Below are 20,291 nucleotides of genomic sequence, written 5' to 3' on the forward strand. Positions count from 1 at the left end.
TGTGGCAGCCACACAACCCAATGTGGGAGCGGGCTTGCTCGCGAAGGCGGCGGGTCAGTCAACTCGTCTGTGACTGATGCACCGAATTCGCGAGCAAGCCCGCTCCCACAGAGGATCTCCAGTAGGTGGAAGATCAGTTGTTGTCGATATCCACGTTGCGCGTTTCCTTGAGGCAGAACAGCCCCACGATCAGGCTCACCCCGGTCACGGCCACCGGGTACCACAAACCGTAGAAGATATCGCCGGTGTACACCACCAGGGCAAACGACACGGTGGGCAGGAACCCGCCAAACCAGCCGTTACCGATGTGGTAGGGCAGCGACATCGAGGTGTAGCGGATACGCGTCGGGAACAGCTCCACCATCAACGCCGCCAGCGGGCCGTAGCACATGGCCGCGATCAGGATGAGCGCCACGATCAGCAACACCACCATGGTCTTGTTGACCTGGGCCACATCCGCCGAAGTCGGGTAGCCGGCCAGGGTCACCGCGCCGCGCAGGGCGGCCTCGTCGAAGCCGTCGATACGCACTTCGCCCACGCTCACCTGTACCGGGCTGCCGGCGGGTGCGGCGGCGCTGCTGTAGGGCAGGCCCTGCTTGACCAGAAACGTCTTGACCTTGTCGCACGGGCTGTCAAATTTCGCCTTGCCCACCGGATCGAACTGGAAGGTGCAGGTGGCCGGGTCGGCCGTCACGGTGATCGGCGCCTGGTGGCTGGCCTGGTCCATGGCGGGGTTGGTGTAGTGCGCCAGGCCCTTGAAGATCGGGAAGTACAGCGCGGTTGCCAGCAGCAGGCCGAGCATCAGCACCGGTTTGCGCCCGATCTTGTCCGACAGCCAGCCGAAGAAAATAAAGAACGGCGCGCCGATCACCACGCTGATGATCAACAGCATGTTCGCCAGGGCTGGGTCCATCTTCAGGAATTGCGTGAGGAAGAACAGCACATAAAATTGCGCTGCGTAGAAGGTCACCGCTTGCCCGCCGTTGATGCTGAACAGCGCAATCAGCACGATCTTGAGGTTTTCCCATTTGCCGAAGGAATCGCGGATTGGCGATTTGCTCGCCTTGCCTTCCTCTTTCATTTTCAGGAAGGCCGGCGACTCATGCAGGCTCATGCGGATCCAGGTGGAAATGCCCAGCAGCACGATGGAGAACAGGAACGGAATCCGCCAGCCCCACACCTCGAACTGGTCACCGGTAAAGTAACGGCAGGCCAGCACCACCAGCAGCGACAGCAGCAGGCCGAGGGTAGCGGTGGATTGAATCCAGCTGGTGTGGAAACCGCGTTTGCCGGCCGGTGCGTGCTCGGCCACGTAGGTCGCTGCACCGCCGTATTCACCGCCCAACGCCAGGCCTTGCAGCATGCGCAGCACGATCAGGATGATCGGCGCCGCAATGCCAATGCTGGCGTAGGTGGGCAACAGGCCGACGCAGAAGGTTGCCACGCCCATCAGGATGATGGTCACCAGGAAGGTGTACTTGCGCCCGATCATATCCCCCAGGCGGCCGAACACCAGCGCGCCAAAGGGGCGCACCACGAAGCCTGCAGCAAACGCCATGAGGGCAAAGATGAACGCCGTGGTGTCGTTGACCCCGGCAAAGAACTGCTTGCTGATCACCGCCGCGAGGGCGCCATAGAGGAAAAAGTCATACCACTCGAACACCGTCCCCAGGGACGAGGCGAAGATGACCTTTTTGGAGTCGTTGCCGGCGCTGGCGGTAACCGCCGAGCCCAGGGGTTGAGCATGTTCTGACATCGGGTAGCCCTCACAGTGATTATTTATTGTTGTTCCACTGTCGGCGCCAACTTCAGCGCCGGTCGTCCTTATGCAGGAGCCCGGCTTGCCGGCGATGGCGCCCTCAAGTCATACGCAAATCCAGAGGGTGCAATCGTCGGCAAGCCGGACGCCTGCAGGTCACGCGGGTGTGGCGATTGTTTTCTCGGCAGCAAGGTTCCTTGTATTCGGCGAAAGGATCAGCTGTGCGGCTTTTTCCGCAATCATCAGCGTAGGTGAACAGGTGTTGCCGGACGTGATGCGCGGCATGATCGAGGCGTCGGCGATGCGCAGGCCCGGCACGCCATGCACGCGCAGCTGTGCGTCCACCACGGCATCCGGGTCGTCGCCCATGCGGCAGGTGCCCACCGGATGGAAGATAGTCGTACCGATGCGGGCTGCTGCTTCGTGCAGTTCTTCTTCGGTTTGCAGCGAATCGCCGGGCAGGTATTCCACCGGCTTGAACTGGCTCAGGGCAGGCGCAGCGACAATGCGACGTGTCAGGCGGATCGCATCGGCGGCCACCCGCAAGTCTTCGGGATGGCTCAGGTAATTGGGGCGGATCAGCGGCGCATCCGCAGGGTTGGCAGAGCGAATATCAATGCGCCCGCGACTCTGTGGGCGCAGGTCGCACACCGATGCGGTGAACGCCGGGAACCCGTGCAGCGGTTCGCCGAAGCGCTCCAGGGACAGTGGCTGCACATGGTATTCAAGGTTGGCCGACGCCTGCTCGGGGCCCGAGCGGGCGAACGCCCCCAGCTGACTGGGCGCCATCGACAGCGGGCCACTGCGGTCATACAGGTACTGCAGGCCCATGCCCATCTTGCCCCACACGGAACCGGCGATCTGGTTCAGGGTGCGGGCGTTTTCCAGCTTGTAGATCAGCCTTAATTGCAGGTGGTCTTGCAGGTTGCCGCCCACCCCAGGCAGTTCGCGCAGCACCTCGATGCCCAAGGGTTTGAGCACGTTGGACGGGCCGATGCCCGAGCGCTGCAGAATGCCGGGCGAACCCACGGAACCGGCACACAACACGATTTCCTTGCGTGCCTTCCAGCTCACCTGCTGGCCATGCTGACGTGCGATGACCTGCGAAGCGCGGCCGTTTTCCAGCAGCACACGGTCGACGTCCACATCAGTCAGTACCGTGAGGTTGGGCCGATGGCGAACCGGCTTGAGAAACGCCTTTGCCGCGTTCCAGCGCACACCGGCTTTCTGGTTGACCTGGAAGTAGCCGCAGCCTTCGTTATCGCCGGTGTTGAAGTCGCTGATCGGCGCGATGCCGCTTTGCGCCGCGGCATCCCGAAACGCGTCGAGGATCGGCCAGTGCAGGCGCTGTTGTTCCACGCGCCATTCACCACCATCGCTGTGGAAGTCCGAGCCGCCGGCAAAGTGGTTTTCGCTGTGCTTGAACAGCGGGAGCACGTCGTTCCAGGCCCAGCCCGGGTTGCCCAGGGCCGCCCAGCCGTCGTAGTCCTGGGCCTGGCCACGCATGTAGATCATGCCGTTGATGGAGGAGCAGCCGCCCAATACTTTGCCGCGCGGATAACTCAGCGCACGGCCTTGCAGGCCTTCCTGGGCCTCGGTCTTGAAGCACCAGTCGGTGCGTGGGTTGCCGATGCAGAACAGGTAGCCGACGGGGATGTGGATCCAGGGGTAGTTGTCGCGGCCACCGGCTTCCAGTAGCAACACGCGGTGGGCGGGGTTGGCGGACAGTCGATTGGCCAGCAGGCAGCCTGCGGGGCCGGCGCCTACGACGATGTAATCGTATTCAGCAGTTGCAATGGGCATCTGAAGGTCTCGCTTGTTTTTCTTATGGGTTCCATCCTAGTTGTTAGTTTTCGTCTTAAAAATGTTAGTTTTTACCCAGCTGCTGTGCGTTTTTAAACAGCGCGGCCGTAGTTCATGCAATGGAGGCGACATGTTCGACTGGAATGACCTGCGATATTTTCTGGAGCTGCAACGCAGCGGCCGCCTGCTCACCGCCGCGCAACGCCTGAAAACCACCCACGCCACTGTGGCCCGGCATATCGAAGCCATCGAAAAAAGCCTCGGCACCGCGTTGTTCGTGCAGCACGCCCAGGGTTACGAACTCACCCCCGCGGGCGAAGCCTTGCTCAAGCACGCCGAGGCCATGGAAAACGTCGCGCTGCTGGCCGAAGACGAGCTCACCCACAGCGCCGCGCCCCTGGGCAAAATCCGCCTCGGCGTCGCCGAAGGCCTGGGCGTAATGTTCCTGGCCAGCCGCATGGGCGGGTTGTTCGAGCGCTACCCGGGGCTGGAGGTGGAGTTGGTGGCGGTGCCGCGCTTTGTCAGCATCCTCAACCGCGAAGCGGAAATCAGCATCCACCTCGAACGCCCCAGCGTCGACCAACTCGTCACCCGCAAGCTCACCGACTACCGCCTGGCGCTATACGCCAGCCGCGCCTACCTGGACCGCAACCCGCCGATCGAAAAACGCGAAGACCTCGCCGCCCACGCCTGGATCGATTACGTGGACGACCTGCTATTCAGCCAGGAACTCAAATTCCTCAGCAGCTTTTGCCGTAACCCCAAGGTGGTGTTCCACAGCACCAGTGTTATCGCCCAGCACCAGGCGGCGCGCTCGGGGCTGGGCATTGCGGTGTTGCCGTGCTTCATGGCCGCCGGCGACCCGGACCTGGTGCCGTTGCTGCCGGGGGAGGGGATACAACGCAGTTACTGGATCAGCTCGCGACGGGAGCTGCACAAGTCAGTGCGGCTGCGGGTGTTGTGGGATTACGTGGTGGAGTTGTGCGCGCGGGAGCAGGGCTTGTTGCTGGGTGAAACCCACTGAAGAAATCGGACCCTCACTGTGGGAGCTGGCTTGCCTGCGATGGCGGTGTATCAGTCGCCAGATTTATCAACTGACACACCGCAATCGCCGGCAAGCTGGCTCCTACAGGTCGGGGGGGGATTGCGTCAGGCGCGCAACTCAAACTCCGCGCTCCCCAACCTTTCCCCATTCACCAACACATGCACCACATGCCGGCCGGGGTAGTGCTTGCGGGTGGTCATGTCGCGAATGTGCTGCTCGCGCCGAACGTGCTGCTGCTCGCCGGCGCCCAGGCTGAAGGCCTTGAGCTTGAACACTTTGTTCGCACTGTGCCCGGCACTTTTCACGTAGTCGATGGCGTAGTCGACCACTAGCTTCTGTGGCGCAGCAGCGGTGGATTCCAGGCTGAAGGACAGATTGATGCGCTCGCCCAGGTTGATCACTGCCGGCGTGACCTTCAGGTGGTGAAGCTTCACCTCGGCCTTGGCCCCTGCGCCCATGATCGTCAGTGCGCGGGTGTTGCCTTGCTTGATCAGGCTGCGCAGGGCATGGCGGGCGATCCAGGCGGTGTGGGGGTTCTCCAGGTTCCAGCCTTCGATCAGGCCGAGCACCCAGTCGGGGTGGTCCTTGGTGATGTCGTTGAGGTGGTTGGCCACCGACTTGCGCACGTACAGGCTGGGGTCGGCCTTGAGGTTGTCGAGGATCGACGCGCACAGCTCGGGGTTGGCTTGCACATCGGCCAGGCGAAACGACCAGGGCAAGCGCGGGCGCGAGCCTTCGCTGGCCAGGCGGCGCACGTGTTCGTTGTCGTCCAGCGACCAGGCTTGCATCACCGCCAGGGTGCGCGGGAAGTCGTGCAGCAGAAAGTGGCGGATGGCGAATTCAGCGGAACCGAAAGTGGTGAAGTACTTCAGCGCGGCCATGGAACGCTTGAAATCATCCAGCCCGTAGCTCGCCACGTAGTGCGGCAGGAACAGGCTGACAAACGAACTGTTCAAGCGCGGTGCCAGGGCATGCAGCAGCTTGAGTGTTTGCGGGTATTCCAGAGGTATCACCGCGTGCAGGCTCTCGCTGACCCGCGCCATGCGCTGCATCACCGACAACTCGGCCAGCCCGGCCTTGGCGTGTTTGAGAAACCCCTTGGCGTCGAACGCCGGGTACACCGCTGTCATCTCGGTGGCGATGTGTTGCAGGCGTTCGACGTTGAAAATTTCCTTGAGGGCCGGGGCGCTTTGGTCGGTCATCGGTGATTCCATTGGGTGGGGTCAGAGAAACCAGCGGTATTCCCGCGCATGAATCTCTTGCTGGAAGGCCAGGTGGTCCTGGCGTTTGTTCTCGCAGTACACGTCGACAAATTCGGCGCCCAGCTTATCGCGCAATACCGGTTGGTGGTGCATGGCACGCACAGCTTCGAGCATTTCCAGGGGGAAGTCGGTGCCGCTGCTGCGGTCCTCGTTCAGCGGTGCGATGGGTTCACGTTTGGCTTCAAGGCCATGCTCCAGGCCGACCAGGATCGCCGCCAGCACCAGGTACGGGTTGGCATCGGCACTGGCCAGGCGGTGTTCGATGCGCAGGTTGCGCGGGTCGGACTCAGGGATACGCACGCACGCGTCGCGGTCTTCAAAGCCCCAACTGGCGCGAGTCGCCGCATTCACCGTGCCGCCCAGGCGGCGGAAGGCATTGCTGTTGGGCGAAAAGATCGGCATGCAGTGGGGCAGCAACTCCAGGCAACCGGCCACGGCGTGGCGCAACGGTTGCTGCTGGTGCGCGGCCAGCAGGTTATTGCCCGCGCCGTCATACAGGCTGACGTGCACATGCATGCCGCTGCCGGGGTATTGCAGGTACGGCTTGGCCATGAAGCTGGCGCGATAACCGTGCTTGAGCGCCACGCCTCGGGTGCTGCGGCAGAACAGGGCGGCCCAGTCAGCGGCGCGCAGGCCATCGTCCAAATGACCGAAGTTGATCTCGAACTGGCCGGGGCCGATTTCGGCGGTGATCACCGTGATGTCGATGCCCTGGTCCTTGGCGGTCTGCGCCATGTCATCCAGTACCTCGCTGAAGCGTGACAGCCGTTCGATGTGCAGGTTGGGTTGGTCATCGGCATCATCACTCAACGGGTCGCGGGCGAACTGCGGCAGGCCGTTATCGAGCTTTTTATCGAACAGGTAGAACTCCAGCTCGAACGCCACCACCGGGTGAATGCCCTTGTGCTGCAGGCGCTCCAGCACCTTGGCCAACACCTCGCGGGGTTCGAATTCGATCGGCGCCTCGGTGCCGTCGGAGGTGATGAGCATCTGGCCCAACGGCTGCGATTCCCAGCTCACCGGCTTGAGCGTACCGGGCACCAGCCGGCGGTTGGCGTCCGGGTCGCCGTCGTTGAAGCAGTAGTCACCAATCTTGAACAGCCCACCCTGAACCCCCAGCAGCACGGCGTTCTGCGGCAGCTTCAAGGGGCTGCCGGCGGCGACTTTTTCCAGCATCTCGATGGGGTAGCGCTTGCCGTAGAAGTGCCCGGGAATGTCCAGGGCGATCAAGTCGACATAACGCACATCGGGATGGTTCTGGCGAAAGGTCCGTACTTCGGCCAGTAACGTGGAGGCATGGCTTTTCACGGGTGCAGCTCCTAGTTGTAAACCCACAGTACGCGGGCGGGCAGGTCGGTCAGGTTGGCATAGCGGCAATGGGCGAAACTGGCCAGGTGGAAGCTGTCGCCGGGGCCGAGGGTGACCGAATCGGCTTCGCCCTCCACCCACAGTGTCAACTCGCCTTCCAGCACGAAACCGGCCTGTTCGGCGCGGTCGCTCATGGTTTGTTCACCGCTGTTGGCGCCGGGGGCGAGCAGGCTGTCGAGCATCGAGAAGGCGCCGTTCATGCTGGGCGAGACGAGGATGTCGGTGATGCCATTGGCGTAATACACCGTGCGCCGTTCGTTGGGACGAGTGATCCAGTCCACCGCCTTGGGTTTGGGCTGGCTGTAGAAATAGGTGGTGGGCACGTCGAGGGCGTGGCTGATAGCCGTGAGGTCCGCCACGGTCGGGCGCGACAGGCCGCGTTCAACCTGAGACAGGAAACCCACCGAGCGCTCGATTTTCTGCGCGAGCTGGGCGAGGGTGAGCTTCTTGTGCTTGCGCAGGTCGTGGATCAGCGCGGCGAGGGTGGCGAGTTCTTCTTGTGGGGTCATGAAATTTATTTCGATAAATTTCATGAAAAATTACAGGATTTATTTCACGCGGGCAATGCTACTGATTACCTATGTGGCGAGGGAGCTTGCTCCCGCTGGGCCGCGAAGCGGCCCCAATGGCGTCGCCGCGCTGATTCAGGCACACCTCGGTTGACTCTTCTGGGGCTGCTGCGCAGCCCAGCGGGAGCAAGCTCCCTCGCCACAGGGTTGATTGAATGATCACGCGTGGCAGTGGTCCGACCTTAGGTACGCCTCATCCCTTGAAGGAGCACCCATGAAATCAACGTCCCTGATCGCCAGCCTGCTGGTCGCCACCAGCCTGTCCACTGCCAGCTTCATCGTGCAGGCCGGTGATACTCCGCAAGAAACAGTGCAACCTTCCAGCATCAACACCCGCGATTTGAAAGAAGGCGACCGTGCCCCGGATATCCTGATGCGCAAGGAGTCCGCCGTCAGCGACTGGAAAAAGCGCGGCCTCAAACAGCCTGAAGCCGACAGCCAATGGGCGCGTGTAGGCGATAAGTTCGTGCTGCTCAAGACCACCAATGGCACCATTCTTGAGATCACGCCCGTCAAGAAATGACCTTGCATTTTGTCCCAGCTCATGCGTTAAGGTAGCCGGCTATAGACGCCGCGTTACCTTAAGAGAAAGAGAGCAGGATGCTTGCCACAATAAGAAACTACCCCCGTACCGTTAACCTGTTGCTGTCCGCCACGTTGCTGCTGACGCTGGCCAAGGCGATCACGTTTCCCTACCTCGTCATCTACCTTTCCAGCCACTTTGCCCTGGACATCACCGAGGTCGGCCTGGTGATCGGCAGTTCGTTGATCGTCGGTTCGCTGCTCAGCGTGTACGGCGGTTTCCTGGTCGACCGCATCAACAGCTATCGCTTGCTGCTGGCCTTGAGTGTGCTGTTCGTATTGGGCTTTATCGGCACGGTGCTCGCGCAGAATATCTGGGCGTTCTACAGCTGCCTGATCCTGATCAACCTGGCATATGCGGTGATCGATATCGCGGTGAAGGCCGGTTTTGCCGTCCTGCTGCCCGAGGATGCGCGCAGCGAAGTGTTTTCCATCAAGTACACCCTGACCAATATCGGTTACGCCGTGGGCCCGGCGTTCGGGGCGATAGTGGCCAAGCTGGATATCAGCGTGCCGTTTATCCTGTCGGCGCTGATGGGGGTGGGGTTCTTCCTGCTGTACTGGCGCTGGGGCGACCGCACCCTGGCGACCGTTGATGCCACGCAAAAGCCGGTGCCGTTCCTTGCCGTCGGCCGTGTTCTGTTAAGGGATCATCGCCTGGTGTGCTTCACCCTCGGCGGTGTGCTCAGCGCCGTGGTGTTCGGCCAGTTCACAGCATGGCTGTCGCAATACCTGGTGACCACCACCACGGCCGAATACACCTACACCGTGGTCAGCGCCGTGCTGACCACCAACGCAGTGCTGGTGATCGCCCTGCAATACGTGATCGGGCGGCGGATTTCCCACCGTTACCTGGGCCAGTGGCTGGTCGCCGGCCTGGGCATGTTCATGCTGGGCTTGATCGGTTTTGCGCTGTCCACCAGCGTGCTGTGGTGGGTGCTGGCGATGGCGGTGTTCACGGTGGGGGAGATCATCGTGTTTCCGGCCGAGTACATGTTCATCGACCGCATCGCCCCGGACCACCTGCGGGGCATGTATTACGGGGCGCAGAACTTGTCCAACCTGGGCGCCGCCCTTGGGCCGGTGCTGTGTGGGCTGGTGTTGGCCAACCTGCCGGCTCACACCATGTTCTACATGCTGGGGGCATTCATCGTCGGGGGCGGGGTGTTCTATTTCATTGGGGCGTCGTTGAAGGCAAATCATCCAGCGTGAGCTTGCCCATGGTGTTGCTCTGCAGTTCGTAGCGCAGCTCTTCCACCATCTTTTCCACTTCTTGCGGGGTCTGCAGCCGGTTGGTGCTGATCCCGGTGACCACCAGGTCCACCCGGCCGGTGTCCAGGTCGTAGACCTTGAGGGTCAGGGACGCGTCACGGCACAGGGTGAACTCACAGGTCAGTGGCGACAAGCCTTCTTCAATGCAGTTGCGCAGTTGGGCGAGGGTAAACATGCGGGTTCCTTCAGGGCATCATTTCGATGCCTCAAAGGGTATGACTTGGTCTGCGCTGCAATAAGGCGAATTCGCACTAGCGGCACTAGTGCATTTGCACTTTCAGTGCCTACTTTTTGAGGCGCAGTTCCCCGGCAAACAGCCCGCGTTCACGGGCCCAGACGATCGCCGCGCTGCGGCTGTGCACGCCCAGTTTCGAGTACACCGTGGCCACATGGTTGCGCACGGTATTGGGCGCCAGTTTCAGGCGTGAAGCGATCTCCTTATCGGCCAGGCCTTCGCAGATCAGGCCCAGCACATCGCGCTCGCGGGCGGTGAGGTCGGTGAAGGCCACGTTCGGCAGGTTGGGGCTGTTGACGCTCTTGGCGTTGGCCAGCTTCTCGATCAAGGTCTGGCTGAACCAGGACGCGTCCTGCATCACTTCCTCGATGGCGGCCACCAGTTCCAGTTCCGAGCGCTTGCGCTCGGTGATGTTCATCAGCACCAGCAGGTAGCAGGGCACGTCCTGGATGATCACGGTGTCGGCGGAGACCACACAGTCGATCACCTCGTTGCCTTTCTTGCGCACCTTGAGGTCCTGGCCTTCGAGGTTGCCGGCCTTTTCCAGGGTGGCGAACAACTGGTTGCCGGCCTGGGGGCTGTCGATGAAATCGATGTCTTCGATGGACTTGCCGATCAACTCCTCGCTGGTGTACCCGGTAATGCTCATGAACGCTTCGTTGATATCCACCACCTGCCGGTTGGCGGCGCCGCACACCAGCGTGGGCACCGGTGTCAGGCGGAACGACTTGGCAAAGCGCTCCTCGCTCTGGCGCAGGGCGATTTCCGCCTTGCGCCGGGGTTCCAGGTCCATGAACGAAAACAGCATGCAGTCCTCTTCGTTCATGTCCAGCGGCTGGCCGGCGACGATCACCAGCTTGCTACCGCCTTCGGGCAACCGCAGCTCGGCCTGCATTTGCGGGATGGTTGCGCCTTCCCCCAGGCGCTGGATGGCCAGGTCCTTGCGTTCGGCCTGTTCCAGCACGTCCAGTTCATACACGGATTTGCCGATGACCTGGTCGCGGTTGTAGCCGGTCATCTCCAGGAAGCCCTGGTTGACCTTGATGTAGCGCAGGTCGCTGAGGCGGCAAATCACCGCGGGGGCGGGATTGGCGTTGAAGGTCTTTTCGAAACGCTGCTCGGCGCTGGCCCATTCGGTGGCATCGCTGAGGATCAGCACCAGCAATTCCGGCTCGCCATGGGAGTCGGTGATCACCAGGCTGCGCAGGCGGTGCACCCAGGTCCGTTCTTCGTCGCGGGTGGGGGTGACTTCCACCACCACGTCGGTGAACTCCTCGCCGGTGGCCGCGCGCGCCAGGGGGTAATTTTCCAGCAACACCGGGTGGTTGTTGCGATAGCGCAGGGCAAAGCGTTCGGCGTATTCCTGGGTATTGGCGCCCAGGGCCATTACGGCTTCGACACCGTGCATGGCCAGGGCGGCCTCATTGGCCCAGAGGATGGTCTGGTCGACTTCGGCAAGGATAATCCCGTCGGACAGCCCGGAGATGATTTGCTGCAGTTGGCGGCGGTTGGTTTCTTTGGCAAGAACGGCCTGGGTCATAGGTTCTCCGGGGTTTGAGGCGCATGGAAGGTACGACACCCGGGCTTCAGGATAGTGCAGAGCAATTGCCCGCGGCGGGGTGCGAATGCACCAGGCGGCCTGGTGCATTTGAGCGGGGACGAAGGGGGCGGGCGCTGGCCAGACTGAAACGGTCAAAAACTGTCAAAGGATCGATCATGACCACTGTCTATGAAACTAATCGCTCGCTGTTTCGCGTGTCCTGGAGTTCGGTATTGGCCGGGAGTGCCATTGCGCTGGTGACCTACCTGGTGCTCAGTGTGCTGGGCACTGCCATCGGCGCGAGTGCAGTGGACCCGCTGGAAACCGGTAACCCGTTGCGCGGCTTTGGCACGGGGGCCGGGATCTGGCTGTTTGTTTCGACCTTGCTGGCGATTGCTGCCGGCGCGTTTGTCGCCGGGCGCACCGCACCTGATCGTGGCGGCTTGCACGGCGTGCTGACCTGGACCCTCACCACCTTGCTCACCACTTGGTTGCTGGCAGGGCTGGCGGCCAGCGTAGTCGGCACGGCCGGCAATGTAGTCGGCAAAGGTTTGTCGGTGGCGGGTAGCGGCATCGCGGCTGCAGCGCCGGGCATTGGCGACAGCGTCAAGCAGCAGCTCAATGAGCAGGGCATCCAGCTGGACTGGAACAGCCTGCAAGGCCAACTCGACACCTTGCTCAAGCAAAGCGGCAAGCCTGAATTGGACCCGGCCAACGTCGAGCAAAAAACCGACCAGGCTGCCGCTGACGGCAAGCAAGTCGCCACCGAGGCTGCAACCAACCCGGCACAAGCGGGCGATCAGTTGAAGCAGTGGTTCGAGCGTGTGAAAGCTTCCGGCGAGCCGGCCTTGAACGCTGCGGACAAAGATGCTCTGGTGAACATCGTGGCGGCCCGTACCGGCAAGAGTAAGGAGGAGGCAACCCAGATCGTCGACAACTATGCCCAGGCGTATCAGCAAGCCATGCAGAAGGTCGATGAGCTGAAACAGCAGGCTGAACAGAAGGCCCGTGAAGCCGCCGATGTGGCCGCCAAACAGCTCTCCCGCGCGGCCTGGAGCACCCTGGCCATGTTGTTGCTGGGCGCGGCCTTGAGTTTCTTCGTAGGGCGCACAGCGCTGACAACCCGTCGGGTACCGCTGGCTTAACAGGGTTTGCAGCAAGGATGCTGCTTTTCACTGGCACCAAACATGCTAGTGTCAGGGTTCACACCCCCACCGGCAGTCCCTGGCGATGCGTGATATCTACAGCGTCTTCAATTCCAATGGTGCCTATGAAACCGCGGCCCATGCCCATGACGAGTTCATGTTGATGGTGCCCGAGCACGGCTTGCTGCGCTTCAAGGACGAAGACAGCGGGCGTAGCACGTCGGTGGTCGACCGCCAGTTCGTGCTGGTGCCGCCGCAGTGCAGCCATTCCTCCTCGTCACTCACCGCCAGCCAGGGCCACCTGGCGTTCTACGTCGACCCCGACTACATGCACTACGCGCTGCGCGACTTGTCCGGGGACGCCAATCGCCTGTTGCGCGTGCCCACCCTGGGCATCTGGCAAACCTCCGCGCCGCTGCACCATTTGCTGCTGGCGAAAAAAGCCTTCAGCCAGCCCGACCCGTATGTGGACCGAAGCCGCCAACTGGCCCAGGCCGACCACTTGCTGCTGCTCGAATGCCTGGCGATTTCCCTCAGCCAACCGAGCCTGCAACGCTCCTCCACCGAGCGTCACGGCGCCATGCTGGTGCGCGATGTGAAGGCCTATGTGGAGGGCAACCTTGAACATGCGCCGGGGCTGGATGAAATCGCGGCGGTGTTCCATATGTCGCGCCGGCACCTGACCCGCTTGTTTGCCCAGCATACGGGCGAAACGGTGTTGGCCTATGTCCAGCGCCTGCGCCTGGAACGTGCGCAAACCCTGCTGCGACACACGCGCATGTCGGTGCTGGAGGTGGCCAACAGCGTCGGCTATGAATCGCCTTCGCACCTGGCCCATGTGTTTCGCCGGGTGGTGGGCGTTTCCCCGGATGAATGGCGCCGCGCCTGACCCTTCCTCAATAATCGCCTTAACACCACTGGACCCTGTGGGAGCTGGCTTGCCTGCGATAGCGGTATGTCATTCACCACCGCTATCGCAGGCAAGCCAGCTCCCACAGTTGATTCGGTTCATGCAGTTAGATTTCCAGCAATCGATGGCCCAATCCCGCGCGTGATCCGGCCCGATCCCGTGCGCCACAAATCTGTCATCCGTTCATCCTCTGTTCACCAACAACGAACAAGTCCGGCGTACCGGACGAGGAGGGGCGGTGAGCGCAACACCCTTTATTCAATTCTCAGGCGTGCAAAAAAGCTTCAAGGTCGAGGGCCGCCATTTTGTGGCCGTACGCAATGTGTCGCTGCAGGTGCAGCGCGGTGAAATCATCACCCTGGTCGGCCCGTCGGGCTGTGGCAAATCCACCTTGCTTAACATGACGGCCGGGCTGTTCGGGCCCACCGAAGGCCAGGTGCATTACGACGGCGCCGAGGTCAAAGGCGTGAACACGCGGGTGGGCTACATGACCCAGGCCGACCACCTGCTGCCCTGGCGCACCGTGGCCGGCAATATCGCGGTGCCGTTGCAGATTCGCCGCGTGCCCAAGGCGCAGATCGACGCGCGGGTCGAAGAGCTGATGGCCTTGGTGGGCCTCACCGGCTTTGGCGAAAGCTACCCCAACCAGCTTTCCGGTGGCATGCGCAAACGTGCGGCCATGGCGCGCTTGATGGCTAGCGACCCGGAAACCCTGCTGATGGACGAACCTTTCGGCGCCCTCGATGCGCAGATGCGTCTGACCCTGCAAACCGAACTGTTGCGTCTTTGCCGCAAGCTGAACAAGACCGTGCTGTTCGTGACCCATGATGTCGACGAAGCGATCGCCCTGGCCGACCGCTGCGTGGTGTTCGCCGGGCGCCCGGGCACCATCGACCATGTGCTCGACATCCCCCTGACGGGCGAGCGCAACCTCGTGCAACTGCGCTCCGATCCGCGCTACGTGGCGCTCTGCGCCGAACTGTGGAAACGCCTCGCGCCAGACGTCGCCGGCGCGGCCGATCCCGCTTCATTGGCTCACTCACTGGAGGTCGTATGATCCAGGTTTATCGCGTGTTGTTCCTGGTGTTCCTGCTGCTGCTGTGGGAGGGCGTGTCGCGCTGGTTCGGCGTGGAGTTCTTCATCAGCCGCCCCTCGGCCGTGGCGCAGAGCCTGTGGAAAATCCTGTTGAACGGGGTGTTTTTCTACCACGCCGGCATCACCACACTGGAAGCCGTACTGGGCTTTTTCTTCGGTTCCCTCGCGGGCTTGATCGCAGGCCTGGTGCTGGGCCGGGCGAAGGTGCTGGCGGATATCCTCGACCCGTTTCTCACCGCGTTCTACAGCCTGCCCAAGGTGGCGCTGGCGCCGCTGTTCATCCTCTGGTTTGGCATCGGCTTGCCGATGAAAGTGATCCTGACCGCCGCCGTGGTGTTCTTCCTGGTGTTTCTCAACACCTACAGCGGGGTGCGCAACGTGTCCCGTGAGCAACTGACGATCCTGCGCCTGATGGGCGCCAAGGAGCGCGACCTGCTGACCATGGTGGTGATCCCGTCGGCGTTCACCTGGGTGTTCACCGGCCTGCGCTTGTCGGTGCCCTATGCACTGATCGGAGCGCTGGTGGGCGAGATCATCGCCGCCAACCGTGGCCTGGGTTACTTGCTGTCCGACGCCGCCTCGCAGTTCGACACCGCCGGCGTGTTCGCCGCGCTGGCGGGCATCATCGCCCTGGCCCTGATCCTCAATACTGCGGTGAAGCTGGCCGAGCGCAAGCTCATGCCCTGGAAAGCCAATGAAGCGGAACGTGAAGTTGCGGTTTAACCCCCTTTAGTCGTGGAGCTTGATCATGCTTAAACGTTTCGTGTTTGCCAGCCTGTTGTGCGCCGCTTTCCTGCCGGCTGCCCAGGCCCAGGACCTCACCAAAGTCACCCTCGCATTCCCCAGCGAAGGCTTCCTGTATGTGCCGATCTACGTCGCGCAGAAGCAGGGCTACTTCGCCGAAGAAGGCCTGAATGTGGACGTGATCGTGTTTCAAAAAGGCGGCTCGGCCGCGCTGACCGCCGTGTTGGGCCGCGATGCCGATGCCTACGTCGGCTTGCCTGCGGTGGCGGTGCGCGCTCGCAGCAAGGGTCAGAATGTGCAGGCCTTCGCCGCCGTGCAGACCCAGTTCGGCAGCACCGTGGTGATCGACGGTGAGTCGGCGCACAAGGCCGGGGTGTCGGCCACCTCGCCGGTGTCGGCCCGTGCCCAGGCGCTCAAGGGCTTGAAGATCGGCGTGACCGGCCCCGGCAGCACCACCGATATGCTGGTGCGCTACCTGGCCAAGGACGCCGGTTTGAACCCGGACAAAGACTTCACCATCATGCCCATCGGCGGCGCACCGAACATGCTGGCGGCGTTTTCCCAGGGCAGCATCAACGGCTTTTCGCTGTCGCCACCGACCATCACCACTGCCGCGCAGCAAGGCGGCTTTGTGTTGATGGACCTGGCCAAGGGTGAATACAAGCCGCTGGACGGTTTCCTGTTCACCGCGATGATTGCCCGTGAAGACTGGTTGAGCGCCAACAAGCCGACCGCTGAAAAGCTGGTGCGTGCCTTGTGGAAGGCCGAACACCTGATCGCCACCGAGCCGGCCAAGGCCCGCGAATCGGTGCGCCCGTACTTCGCCCATACCGACGCGGCGATCTTTGATGCCGCCTGGACCGCCTCGTTGCCGTCCTACCCGGCGACGCCGCGCATCGAAAAAGACGGTGTCGTAAAGAACATCAGTTTCATGAACGCGGTTGAGAACGAGCCTGTGTCACTCGATGCGCAGCAGGTCTACACCAATTCCATCGTCGACGCTGTGGCGCCGACAGTTTCCACCCTCAAGGGAGAGGCGAAATGACGCCCGAGGTTCATCTGGTCAATGTATTCCCCGCCACCTCTCGTGGCGGCAACCCGGCCCCCACCGTGGCGGTGGCCGATGGCATGAGCGATGCCGATATGCAGCAGGTCGCCCGCGATTACGGGCATGAGTGCGGCTTTGTGTTTGCCGCGCCGGCCGGCAGCGATTTTGATTTTGCCCTGCGCTTCTGGGTGCCCAACCATGAGATGGAAATGTGCGGCCATGCCACCGTTGGCGCGGTGTGGTTGCTGGATCAACTGGGCATGTTGCACAAGGACCGCCTGGCACTCTGGACCCAGAGCGGGCGCGTCGACGCACGGATAACCGACGCGGGAACGCCGCAGATCCAGGTGGAGATCAGCCAGCCCAAGGGCCAGGTCGAAGCCTTGAATGACCCGCTGGTAGAGGCCGAAATCCTCTCGGTGCTGGGCATTACTTCCAACGAGCTGGCGCCGTTGCCGATCCAGAATGCTTGCACCAGCCGCGTGAAAACCCTGGTGGCCTTGAAAAGCGTGGCGGTGCTGGACAGCCTCAAGCCGGACTTTCGCCGTATGGAGCAACTGTGTGAACGCATCGGCTCCACCGGTTTGTACCCGTATGCGCCGTCGGACCTGGAAGGCCGCCAGTTCGACGCACGGCAATTCCCAAAATCCTCGGGCTACCCGGAAGACGCCGCTACCGGCATCGCCGCCGCAGCCTTGTCCTTCGGCTTGCTGGAAAACGGCCTGGTGACCGCCGATGACCGCCCGGTGCATATCCGCCAAGGGCGGGCGATGGGCCGGCCGTCGCAGATTTCCCTGCGCTTTCGCCGCGATGAGACGGGACAGGTGCAGGGCTGCTGGCTGGGTGGGCATGTGGAATTCGCCGAGGTGCCGGCATGAGCCTGCGCGAGCGAATCACCGCCTTGGGCTGGGTGCTGCCCGAGACACCCCGCCCCAAGGGCGACTACGTACCGGTGACGATCCACGCCGGCGTGGCCTATGTCAGCGGCCAGGTTTGCCGAGTGGGTGAGGGCGTGATCAGCGGCCCGGTGACCGACCAGACGCCGCCGCAAACCGTGCTGCACGCTGGGCAAACCTGCGCACTGCGCGCCCTGAGCGTGTTGGACCAGGCCGTGGGCCTGGAGAACATCGAGCGCATTTTATTCGTGCGTGGCTTTGTGTACGGCGGGGAAGGTTTCCAGAACTTCTCCAAAGTCGTCGACGGTGCTTCGCAGGTGTTGATCGACGTGTTTGGCGAGTGCGGCCGGCACGCACGCTCGGCGGTGGGCGTGGCGGGCCTGCCCAGTGGCGGCCTGCTGGAGCTGGAGGTTGTCGCTGCTGTGAAACCCAACGCATAACTGTAGGAGCCGGCTTGCCGGCGATAGCGATCAAACAGGCACCGACGTGCTGACTGAAACACCGCCATCGTCGGCAAGCCGGCTCCTACCGGTCCTGTGGCAGAATGCGGGCCTTTTACGCGTATCTCGCAAAGGTGCCCCTTGAGCGCAGGCAAAGCCGTCGGACTATTACTACTCACCTCAATGCTGGTGGCGTGCGGCACCTCGCCGCCACGTACACCCAATGACCTCTGCGGTATCTTCCGCGAAAAGGACGACTGGTACGACGCCGCCAAAGTCACGCAAAAGCGCTGGGGCGTGCCGATCCAGGTACCGTTCGCGATCATGTATCAGGAGTCAGGCTTCCGTCAGGACGCCAAGACCCCGCGCAAATACCTGCTGTGGATCATCCCCTGGGGTCGCGTGTCCACCGCGTCCGGTTACGCCCAGGCCAAGGATGAAGTGTGGAACGACTACCGCAAGAGCACCGGCCGCACCGGCGCCAGCCGCCAGGACTTCGACGATGCCATCGACTTCGTCGGCTGGTACATGGACAAGACCTACACCATCAACGGCGTCTACAAGTACGACGCCTACGGCCAATACCTGAACTACCACGAAGGCTGGGGCGGCTACCGCCAGCGCACCTACGCCAGCAAAGCCTGGTTGCCGCCGGTGGCAAGCAAGGTGCAGGCGCGCTCGCAGATGTACGCGGCGCAGTACGCAGGGTGCAAGGGTGATTTGGGGCGGGGGTTCTGGAGTCGGTTTTGGCGGTGGTTGTGAGGTGCTGAAACTGCCCCTGTGGCTTGCTGCTTTTGCTTAGCGCGGGAGTGCTGGGTGTTTAGCGTATCCAAGTGTCTGATCATAAAGGTCAATGCGCCGATCCCTTTGCAAGTCGTTAAGGCTGTTCCAGATGGGCGCACTGCGTGTGTGACTGAGGTCGATGTCGGCAAACAGAATCTCCTGTCGGTTGGCCGACGCCACTTTGCCAATGGGCCAGCCATTGGTCCCGGCAATCAGCGAACACCCCAGGTAACGTGAGTCGCGTTCTTCACCGATTCGACTGGCTGCGGCGATGAACACGTTATTGACGTGGGCTGCTGTCATGGTCAGGTAGGACGCCATGCACTTGCCGGCTTCGTCAAACAACGGGGGAGGGGTCCATACCCAGTTGTTCAGGCTGCAGATGATATCGGCGCCTTGCTGGCTGAGAATGCGCGCAACTTCGGGAAACCAGATGTCCCAGCAGATAAGCATGCCGATACGCCCAATGGGCGTATCGAAGACTGGAAAGCCGGTATCTCCGGGTGTGAACCAGAGTTTTTCCAGGTTCCAGAGATGCGCTTTGCGGTACTTGCCGATAAAACCGTTCGGTCCGATCAGGACGCTGGTGTTGAACAACTGCATGCCGTCGCGTTCGTTGAGGCCTGCTGCCAGATATACCCGGTGCAGGGAAGCAAATTCGATCCAGGCCTGCACGCTTCTCCCGCTTGGAACGGCTTCGGCATGATCAAAGGCATCTTGGCGGCTGGCAAAGAAATAACCACAGTTTGAAAGCTCGGGAAGCACAATCAGCGTGGCGCCGCCGTTTGCAGCTTCTGTTGCAAGTGCAAGGCATTGTCGAAGGTTGGCGTTGCGATGTTCCGTTCCGACCTGGGGATCAAATTGCACGACAGAAACACGGACAGGGCTGGTAGCTGGGTTCATGACAGGGGACTCTTATGGGAACTGCTCTACATAAAAGGTGATCGGGCGGCGAGACGTAAATCAGGTGCTTCCGTTTACGTTGTCAGTTGGCTCCCCACTGATCTCGCCCTTGGCCGCTCAAGCCGGTTGCGGGTCTGACTCTTCTCGCCCTTGCCAAACCCGCCCAGTTCTGGGAAAACCCCACCCTTTGTAACGTTTACGAGCACCCTATGAGCACCGAAGAACTCCAAATCACCGACATCCGCCCCGGCACCGGCAAAGCCGTGGTCAAGGGAGCACTGATCACCACTCAATACACCGGCACGCTGGAAGATGGCACGGTGTTCGATTCCTCCTGGGAGCGTGGCAAGCCGTTCCAGTGTGTGATCGGCACCGGGCGGGTGATCAAGGGCTGGGACCAGGGCTTGATAGGCATGCAGGTCGGCGGTGTGCGCACCTTGTTTGTGCCTGCGCACTTGGCCTACGGCGAGCGTTCGATGGGGGCGCACATCAAGCCCAACAGCAATCTGCGTTTCGAGATCGAGTTGCTGGAAGTACTGACACGGGACGATTGAGGGGGGTGGACATGGACGCCGCGGGAAGGCATCACGATGGGGCGGCAGGTGAACACCGTGTCCATTCAGGTCAAGGCACTGGCCGACGGGCAGGTTGATGATTACCTGGCGCGAGTCGAGCGCGACCGACCGGACTGGGCACCGCCCTTGTAGGAGCCGGCTTGCCGGCGATGGCAGCGTGTCAGGCGCTGATTTTATTTCTGGCAGGCCGCGATCGCTGGCAAACCAGCGTCCACAGCGGTTGTGTCAGATAGTTTTCCTGAACTTACCCTGAAGAACGGGCTTATACAGTGGCGGTACTTTTTCCTACGGTTTACTCACCTGGCTTCGGGGCGTAA

Annotated in this window: 20 protein-coding genes and 1 pseudogene; 13 read left to right on the plus strand and 8 right to left on the minus strand. The window is 62.0% G+C overall.

Going from position 1 to position 20,291, the window contains the following annotated elements; translation table 11 throughout:
• Positions 1-133: 133 nt before the first annotated feature.
• Positions 134-1,756, minus strand: a complete 1,623-nt coding sequence (locus ACVWVP_RS22935; RefSeq protein ID WP_457408191.1) for an MFS transporter — start codon at positions 1,754-1,756, stop codon at positions 134-136.
• Between the two features lie 159 nt (positions 1,757-1,915).
• Entirely contained in the window at positions 1,916-3,562 is a 1,647-nt protein-coding gene (locus tag ACVWVP_RS22940; protein WP_457408192.1) for a GMC family oxidoreductase, read from the minus strand.
• Positions 3,563-3,692: 130 nt separating this feature from the next.
• Between ACVWVP_RS22940 and ACVWVP_RS22945 the strand changes: the two genes are divergently transcribed.
• Positions 3,693-4,586, plus strand: a complete 894-nt coding sequence (locus ACVWVP_RS22945; protein WP_178923999.1) for a LysR family transcriptional regulator — start codon at positions 3,693-3,695, stop codon at positions 4,584-4,586.
• 125 nt (positions 4,587-4,711) lie between these two features.
• Here the strand turns inward: ACVWVP_RS22945 and ACVWVP_RS22950 are convergent, their stop codons facing one another.
• The 3 genes from ACVWVP_RS22950 to ACVWVP_RS22960 are packed head-to-tail and all read right to left on the minus strand — an operon-like array spanning position 4,712 to position 7,746.
• Positions 4,712-5,809, minus strand: a complete 1,098-nt coding sequence (locus ACVWVP_RS22950) for a DNA alkylation repair protein (protein WP_457408194.1) — start codon at positions 5,807-5,809, stop codon at positions 4,712-4,714.
• 21 nt (positions 5,810-5,830) lie between these two features.
• Positions 5,831-7,177 (minus strand): glutamine synthetase family protein, encoded by a 1,347-nt coding sequence (locus tag ACVWVP_RS22955; RefSeq protein WP_457408196.1) that lies wholly within the window; start codon positions 7,175-7,177, stop codon positions 5,831-5,833.
• A gap of 11 nt (positions 7,178-7,188) precedes the next feature.
• A complete protein-coding gene (locus ACVWVP_RS22960; RefSeq protein WP_010211306.1) occupies positions 7,189-7,746 on the minus strand; it encodes a helix-turn-helix domain-containing protein in 558 nt (185 codons plus the stop codon).
• A gap of 274 nt (positions 7,747-8,020) precedes the next feature.
• Here ACVWVP_RS22960 and ACVWVP_RS22965 point away from each other — a divergent pair, with 274 nt between their 5' ends.
• Both ACVWVP_RS22965 and ACVWVP_RS22970 read left to right on the plus strand, forming a co-directional pair.
• Positions 8,021-8,329: an RcnB family protein gene (locus ACVWVP_RS22965; protein ID WP_178924003.1), complete on the plus strand. Its 309-nt coding sequence runs from the start codon at positions 8,021-8,023 to the stop codon at positions 8,327-8,329.
• A gap of 77 nt (positions 8,330-8,406) precedes the next feature.
• Positions 8,407-9,600 (plus strand): MFS transporter, encoded by a 1,194-nt coding sequence (locus tag ACVWVP_RS22970; protein WP_178924004.1) that lies wholly within the window; start codon positions 8,407-8,409, stop codon positions 9,598-9,600.
• Here ACVWVP_RS22970 and ACVWVP_RS22975 read toward each other — a convergent pair.
• Positions 9,563-9,835 carry a DUF1652 domain-containing protein gene (locus ACVWVP_RS22975; protein WP_176997566.1) on the minus strand — a complete coding sequence of 91 codons (273 nt, stop codon included), beginning with the start codon at positions 9,833-9,835 and terminating at the stop codon, positions 9,563-9,565. The two genes, ACVWVP_RS22970 and ACVWVP_RS22975, sit on opposite strands and share 38 nt — an antisense overlap.
• Positions 9,836-9,944: 109 nt before the next feature.
• Positions 9,945-11,435, minus strand: a complete 1,491-nt coding sequence (locus tag ACVWVP_RS22980; RefSeq protein ID WP_178924005.1) for a helix-turn-helix transcriptional regulator — start codon at positions 11,433-11,435, stop codon at positions 9,945-9,947.
• Positions 11,436-11,611: 176 nt separating this feature from the next.
• Between ACVWVP_RS22980 and ACVWVP_RS22985 the strand changes: the two genes are divergently transcribed.
• The 8 genes from ACVWVP_RS22985 to ACVWVP_RS23020 all read left to right on the plus strand — a co-directional run bounded on the left by ACVWVP_RS22985 (position 11,612) and on the right by ACVWVP_RS23020 (position 18,475).
• Positions 11,612-12,580, plus strand: a complete 969-nt coding sequence (locus ACVWVP_RS22985; RefSeq protein WP_259174454.1) for a hypothetical protein — start codon at positions 11,612-11,614, stop codon at positions 12,578-12,580.
• An 85-nt stretch (positions 12,581-12,665) separates the two neighbouring features.
• Positions 12,666-13,469, plus strand: coding sequence for a helix-turn-helix domain-containing protein (locus ACVWVP_RS22990; protein ID WP_457408200.1), 804 nt, complete (start codon positions 12,666-12,668; stop codon positions 13,467-13,469).
• Between the two features lie 259 nt (positions 13,470-13,728).
• Positions 13,729-14,547: an ABC transporter ATP-binding protein gene (locus ACVWVP_RS22995; RefSeq protein WP_259174455.1), complete on the plus strand. Its 819-nt coding sequence runs from the start codon at positions 13,729-13,731 to the stop codon at positions 14,545-14,547.
• Positions 14,544-15,308, plus strand: a complete 765-nt coding sequence (locus ACVWVP_RS23000) for an ABC transporter permease (RefSeq protein WP_178924013.1) — start codon at positions 14,544-14,546, stop codon at positions 15,306-15,308. The genes ACVWVP_RS22995 and ACVWVP_RS23000 overlap by 4 nt, the downstream gene beginning before the upstream one ends.
• Before the next feature lie 25 nt (positions 15,309-15,333).
• Positions 15,334-16,374 carry an ABC transporter substrate-binding protein gene (locus ACVWVP_RS23005; RefSeq protein ID WP_457408204.1) on the plus strand — a complete coding sequence of 347 codons (1,041 nt, stop codon included), beginning with the start codon at positions 15,334-15,336 and terminating at the stop codon, positions 16,372-16,374.
• Positions 16,371-17,255: a PhzF family phenazine biosynthesis protein gene (locus ACVWVP_RS23010; RefSeq protein ID WP_178924017.1), complete on the plus strand. Its 885-nt coding sequence runs from the start codon at positions 16,371-16,373 to the stop codon at positions 17,253-17,255. The genes ACVWVP_RS23005 and ACVWVP_RS23010 overlap by 4 nt, the downstream gene beginning before the upstream one ends.
• On the plus strand, positions 17,252-17,713 hold the full coding sequence (locus ACVWVP_RS23015; RefSeq protein ID WP_457408206.1) for a RidA family protein: 462 nt from the start codon (positions 17,252-17,254) through the stop codon (positions 17,711-17,713). The genes ACVWVP_RS23010 and ACVWVP_RS23015 overlap by 4 nt, the downstream gene beginning before the upstream one ends.
• 141 nt (positions 17,714-17,854) lie before the next feature.
• Positions 17,855-18,475: a transglycosylase SLT domain-containing protein gene (locus ACVWVP_RS23020; protein WP_457408207.1), complete on the plus strand. Its 621-nt coding sequence runs from the start codon at positions 17,855-17,857 to the stop codon at positions 18,473-18,475.
• A gap of 36 nt (positions 18,476-18,511) precedes the next feature.
• On the opposite strand, the gene ACVWVP_RS23025 is transcribed toward ACVWVP_RS23020, so the two are convergent.
• A complete protein-coding gene (locus tag ACVWVP_RS23025; protein WP_457408210.1) occupies positions 18,512-19,399 on the minus strand; it encodes a nitrilase family protein in 888 nt (295 codons plus the stop codon).
• 209 nt (positions 19,400-19,608) lie between these two features.
• Here ACVWVP_RS23025 and ACVWVP_RS23030 point away from each other — a divergent pair, with 209 nt between their 5' ends.
• Positions 19,609-19,953, plus strand: a complete 345-nt coding sequence (locus tag ACVWVP_RS23030; RefSeq protein WP_178924025.1) for an FKBP-type peptidyl-prolyl cis-trans isomerase — start codon at positions 19,609-19,611, stop codon at positions 19,951-19,953.
• A gap of 21 nt (positions 19,954-19,974) precedes the next feature.
• Positions 19,975-20,106 (plus strand): annotated as a pseudogene (locus ACVWVP_RS23035) (GNAT family N-acetyltransferase); the annotation flags it as partial.
• Positions 20,107-20,291: the final 185 nt, after the last annotated feature.

This window comes from Pseudomonas sp. TE24901 (assembly GCF_054058375.1).

Excerpts from the sequence above, each read along its gene's own strand:
- ACVWVP_RS22935 (WP_457408191.1), bottom strand. The coding sequence starts at position 1,756 with ATGTCAGAACATGCTCAACCCCTGGGCTCGGCGGTTACCGCCAGCGCC.
- ACVWVP_RS22940 (WP_457408192.1), bottom strand. The coding sequence starts at position 3,562 with ATGCCCATTGCAACTGCTGAATACGATTACATCGTCGTAGGCGCCGGC.
- ACVWVP_RS22945 (WP_178923999.1), top strand. The coding sequence starts at position 3,693 with ATGTTCGACTGGAATGACCTGCGATATTTTCTGGAGCTGCAACGCAGC.
- ACVWVP_RS22950 (WP_457408194.1), bottom strand. The coding sequence starts at position 5,809 with ATGACCGACCAAAGCGCCCCGGCCCTCAAGGAAATTTTCAACGTCGAA.
- ACVWVP_RS22960 (WP_010211306.1), bottom strand. The coding sequence starts at position 7,746 with ATGACCCCACAAGAAGAACTCGCCACCCTCGCCGCGCTGATCCACGAC.
- ACVWVP_RS22965 (WP_178924003.1), top strand. The coding sequence starts at position 8,021 with ATGAAATCAACGTCCCTGATCGCCAGCCTGCTGGTCGCCACCAGCCTG.
- ACVWVP_RS22970 (WP_178924004.1), top strand. The coding sequence starts at position 8,407 with ATGCTTGCCACAATAAGAAACTACCCCCGTACCGTTAACCTGTTGCTG.
- ACVWVP_RS22975 (WP_176997566.1), bottom strand. The coding sequence starts at position 9,835 with ATGTTTACCCTCGCCCAACTGCGCAACTGCATTGAAGAAGGCTTGTCG.
- ACVWVP_RS22980 (WP_178924005.1), bottom strand. The coding sequence starts at position 11,435 with ATGACCCAGGCCGTTCTTGCCAAAGAAACCAACCGCCGCCAACTGCAG.
- ACVWVP_RS22985 (WP_259174454.1), top strand. The coding sequence starts at position 11,612 with ATGACCACTGTCTATGAAACTAATCGCTCGCTGTTTCGCGTGTCCTGG.
- ACVWVP_RS22990 (WP_457408200.1), top strand. The coding sequence starts at position 12,666 with ATGCGTGATATCTACAGCGTCTTCAATTCCAATGGTGCCTATGAAACC.
- ACVWVP_RS23000 (WP_178924013.1), top strand. The coding sequence starts at position 14,544 with ATGATCCAGGTTTATCGCGTGTTGTTCCTGGTGTTCCTGCTGCTGCTG.
- ACVWVP_RS23005 (WP_457408204.1), top strand. The coding sequence starts at position 15,334 with ATGCTTAAACGTTTCGTGTTTGCCAGCCTGTTGTGCGCCGCTTTCCTG.
- ACVWVP_RS23010 (WP_178924017.1), top strand. The coding sequence starts at position 16,371 with ATGACGCCCGAGGTTCATCTGGTCAATGTATTCCCCGCCACCTCTCGT.
- ACVWVP_RS23015 (WP_457408206.1), top strand. The coding sequence starts at position 17,252 with ATGAGCCTGCGCGAGCGAATCACCGCCTTGGGCTGGGTGCTGCCCGAG.
- ACVWVP_RS23025 (WP_457408210.1), bottom strand. The coding sequence starts at position 19,399 with ATGAACCCAGCTACCAGCCCTGTCCGTGTTTCTGTCGTGCAATTTGAT.
- ACVWVP_RS23030 (WP_178924025.1), top strand. The coding sequence starts at position 19,609 with ATGAGCACCGAAGAACTCCAAATCACCGACATCCGCCCCGGCACCGGC.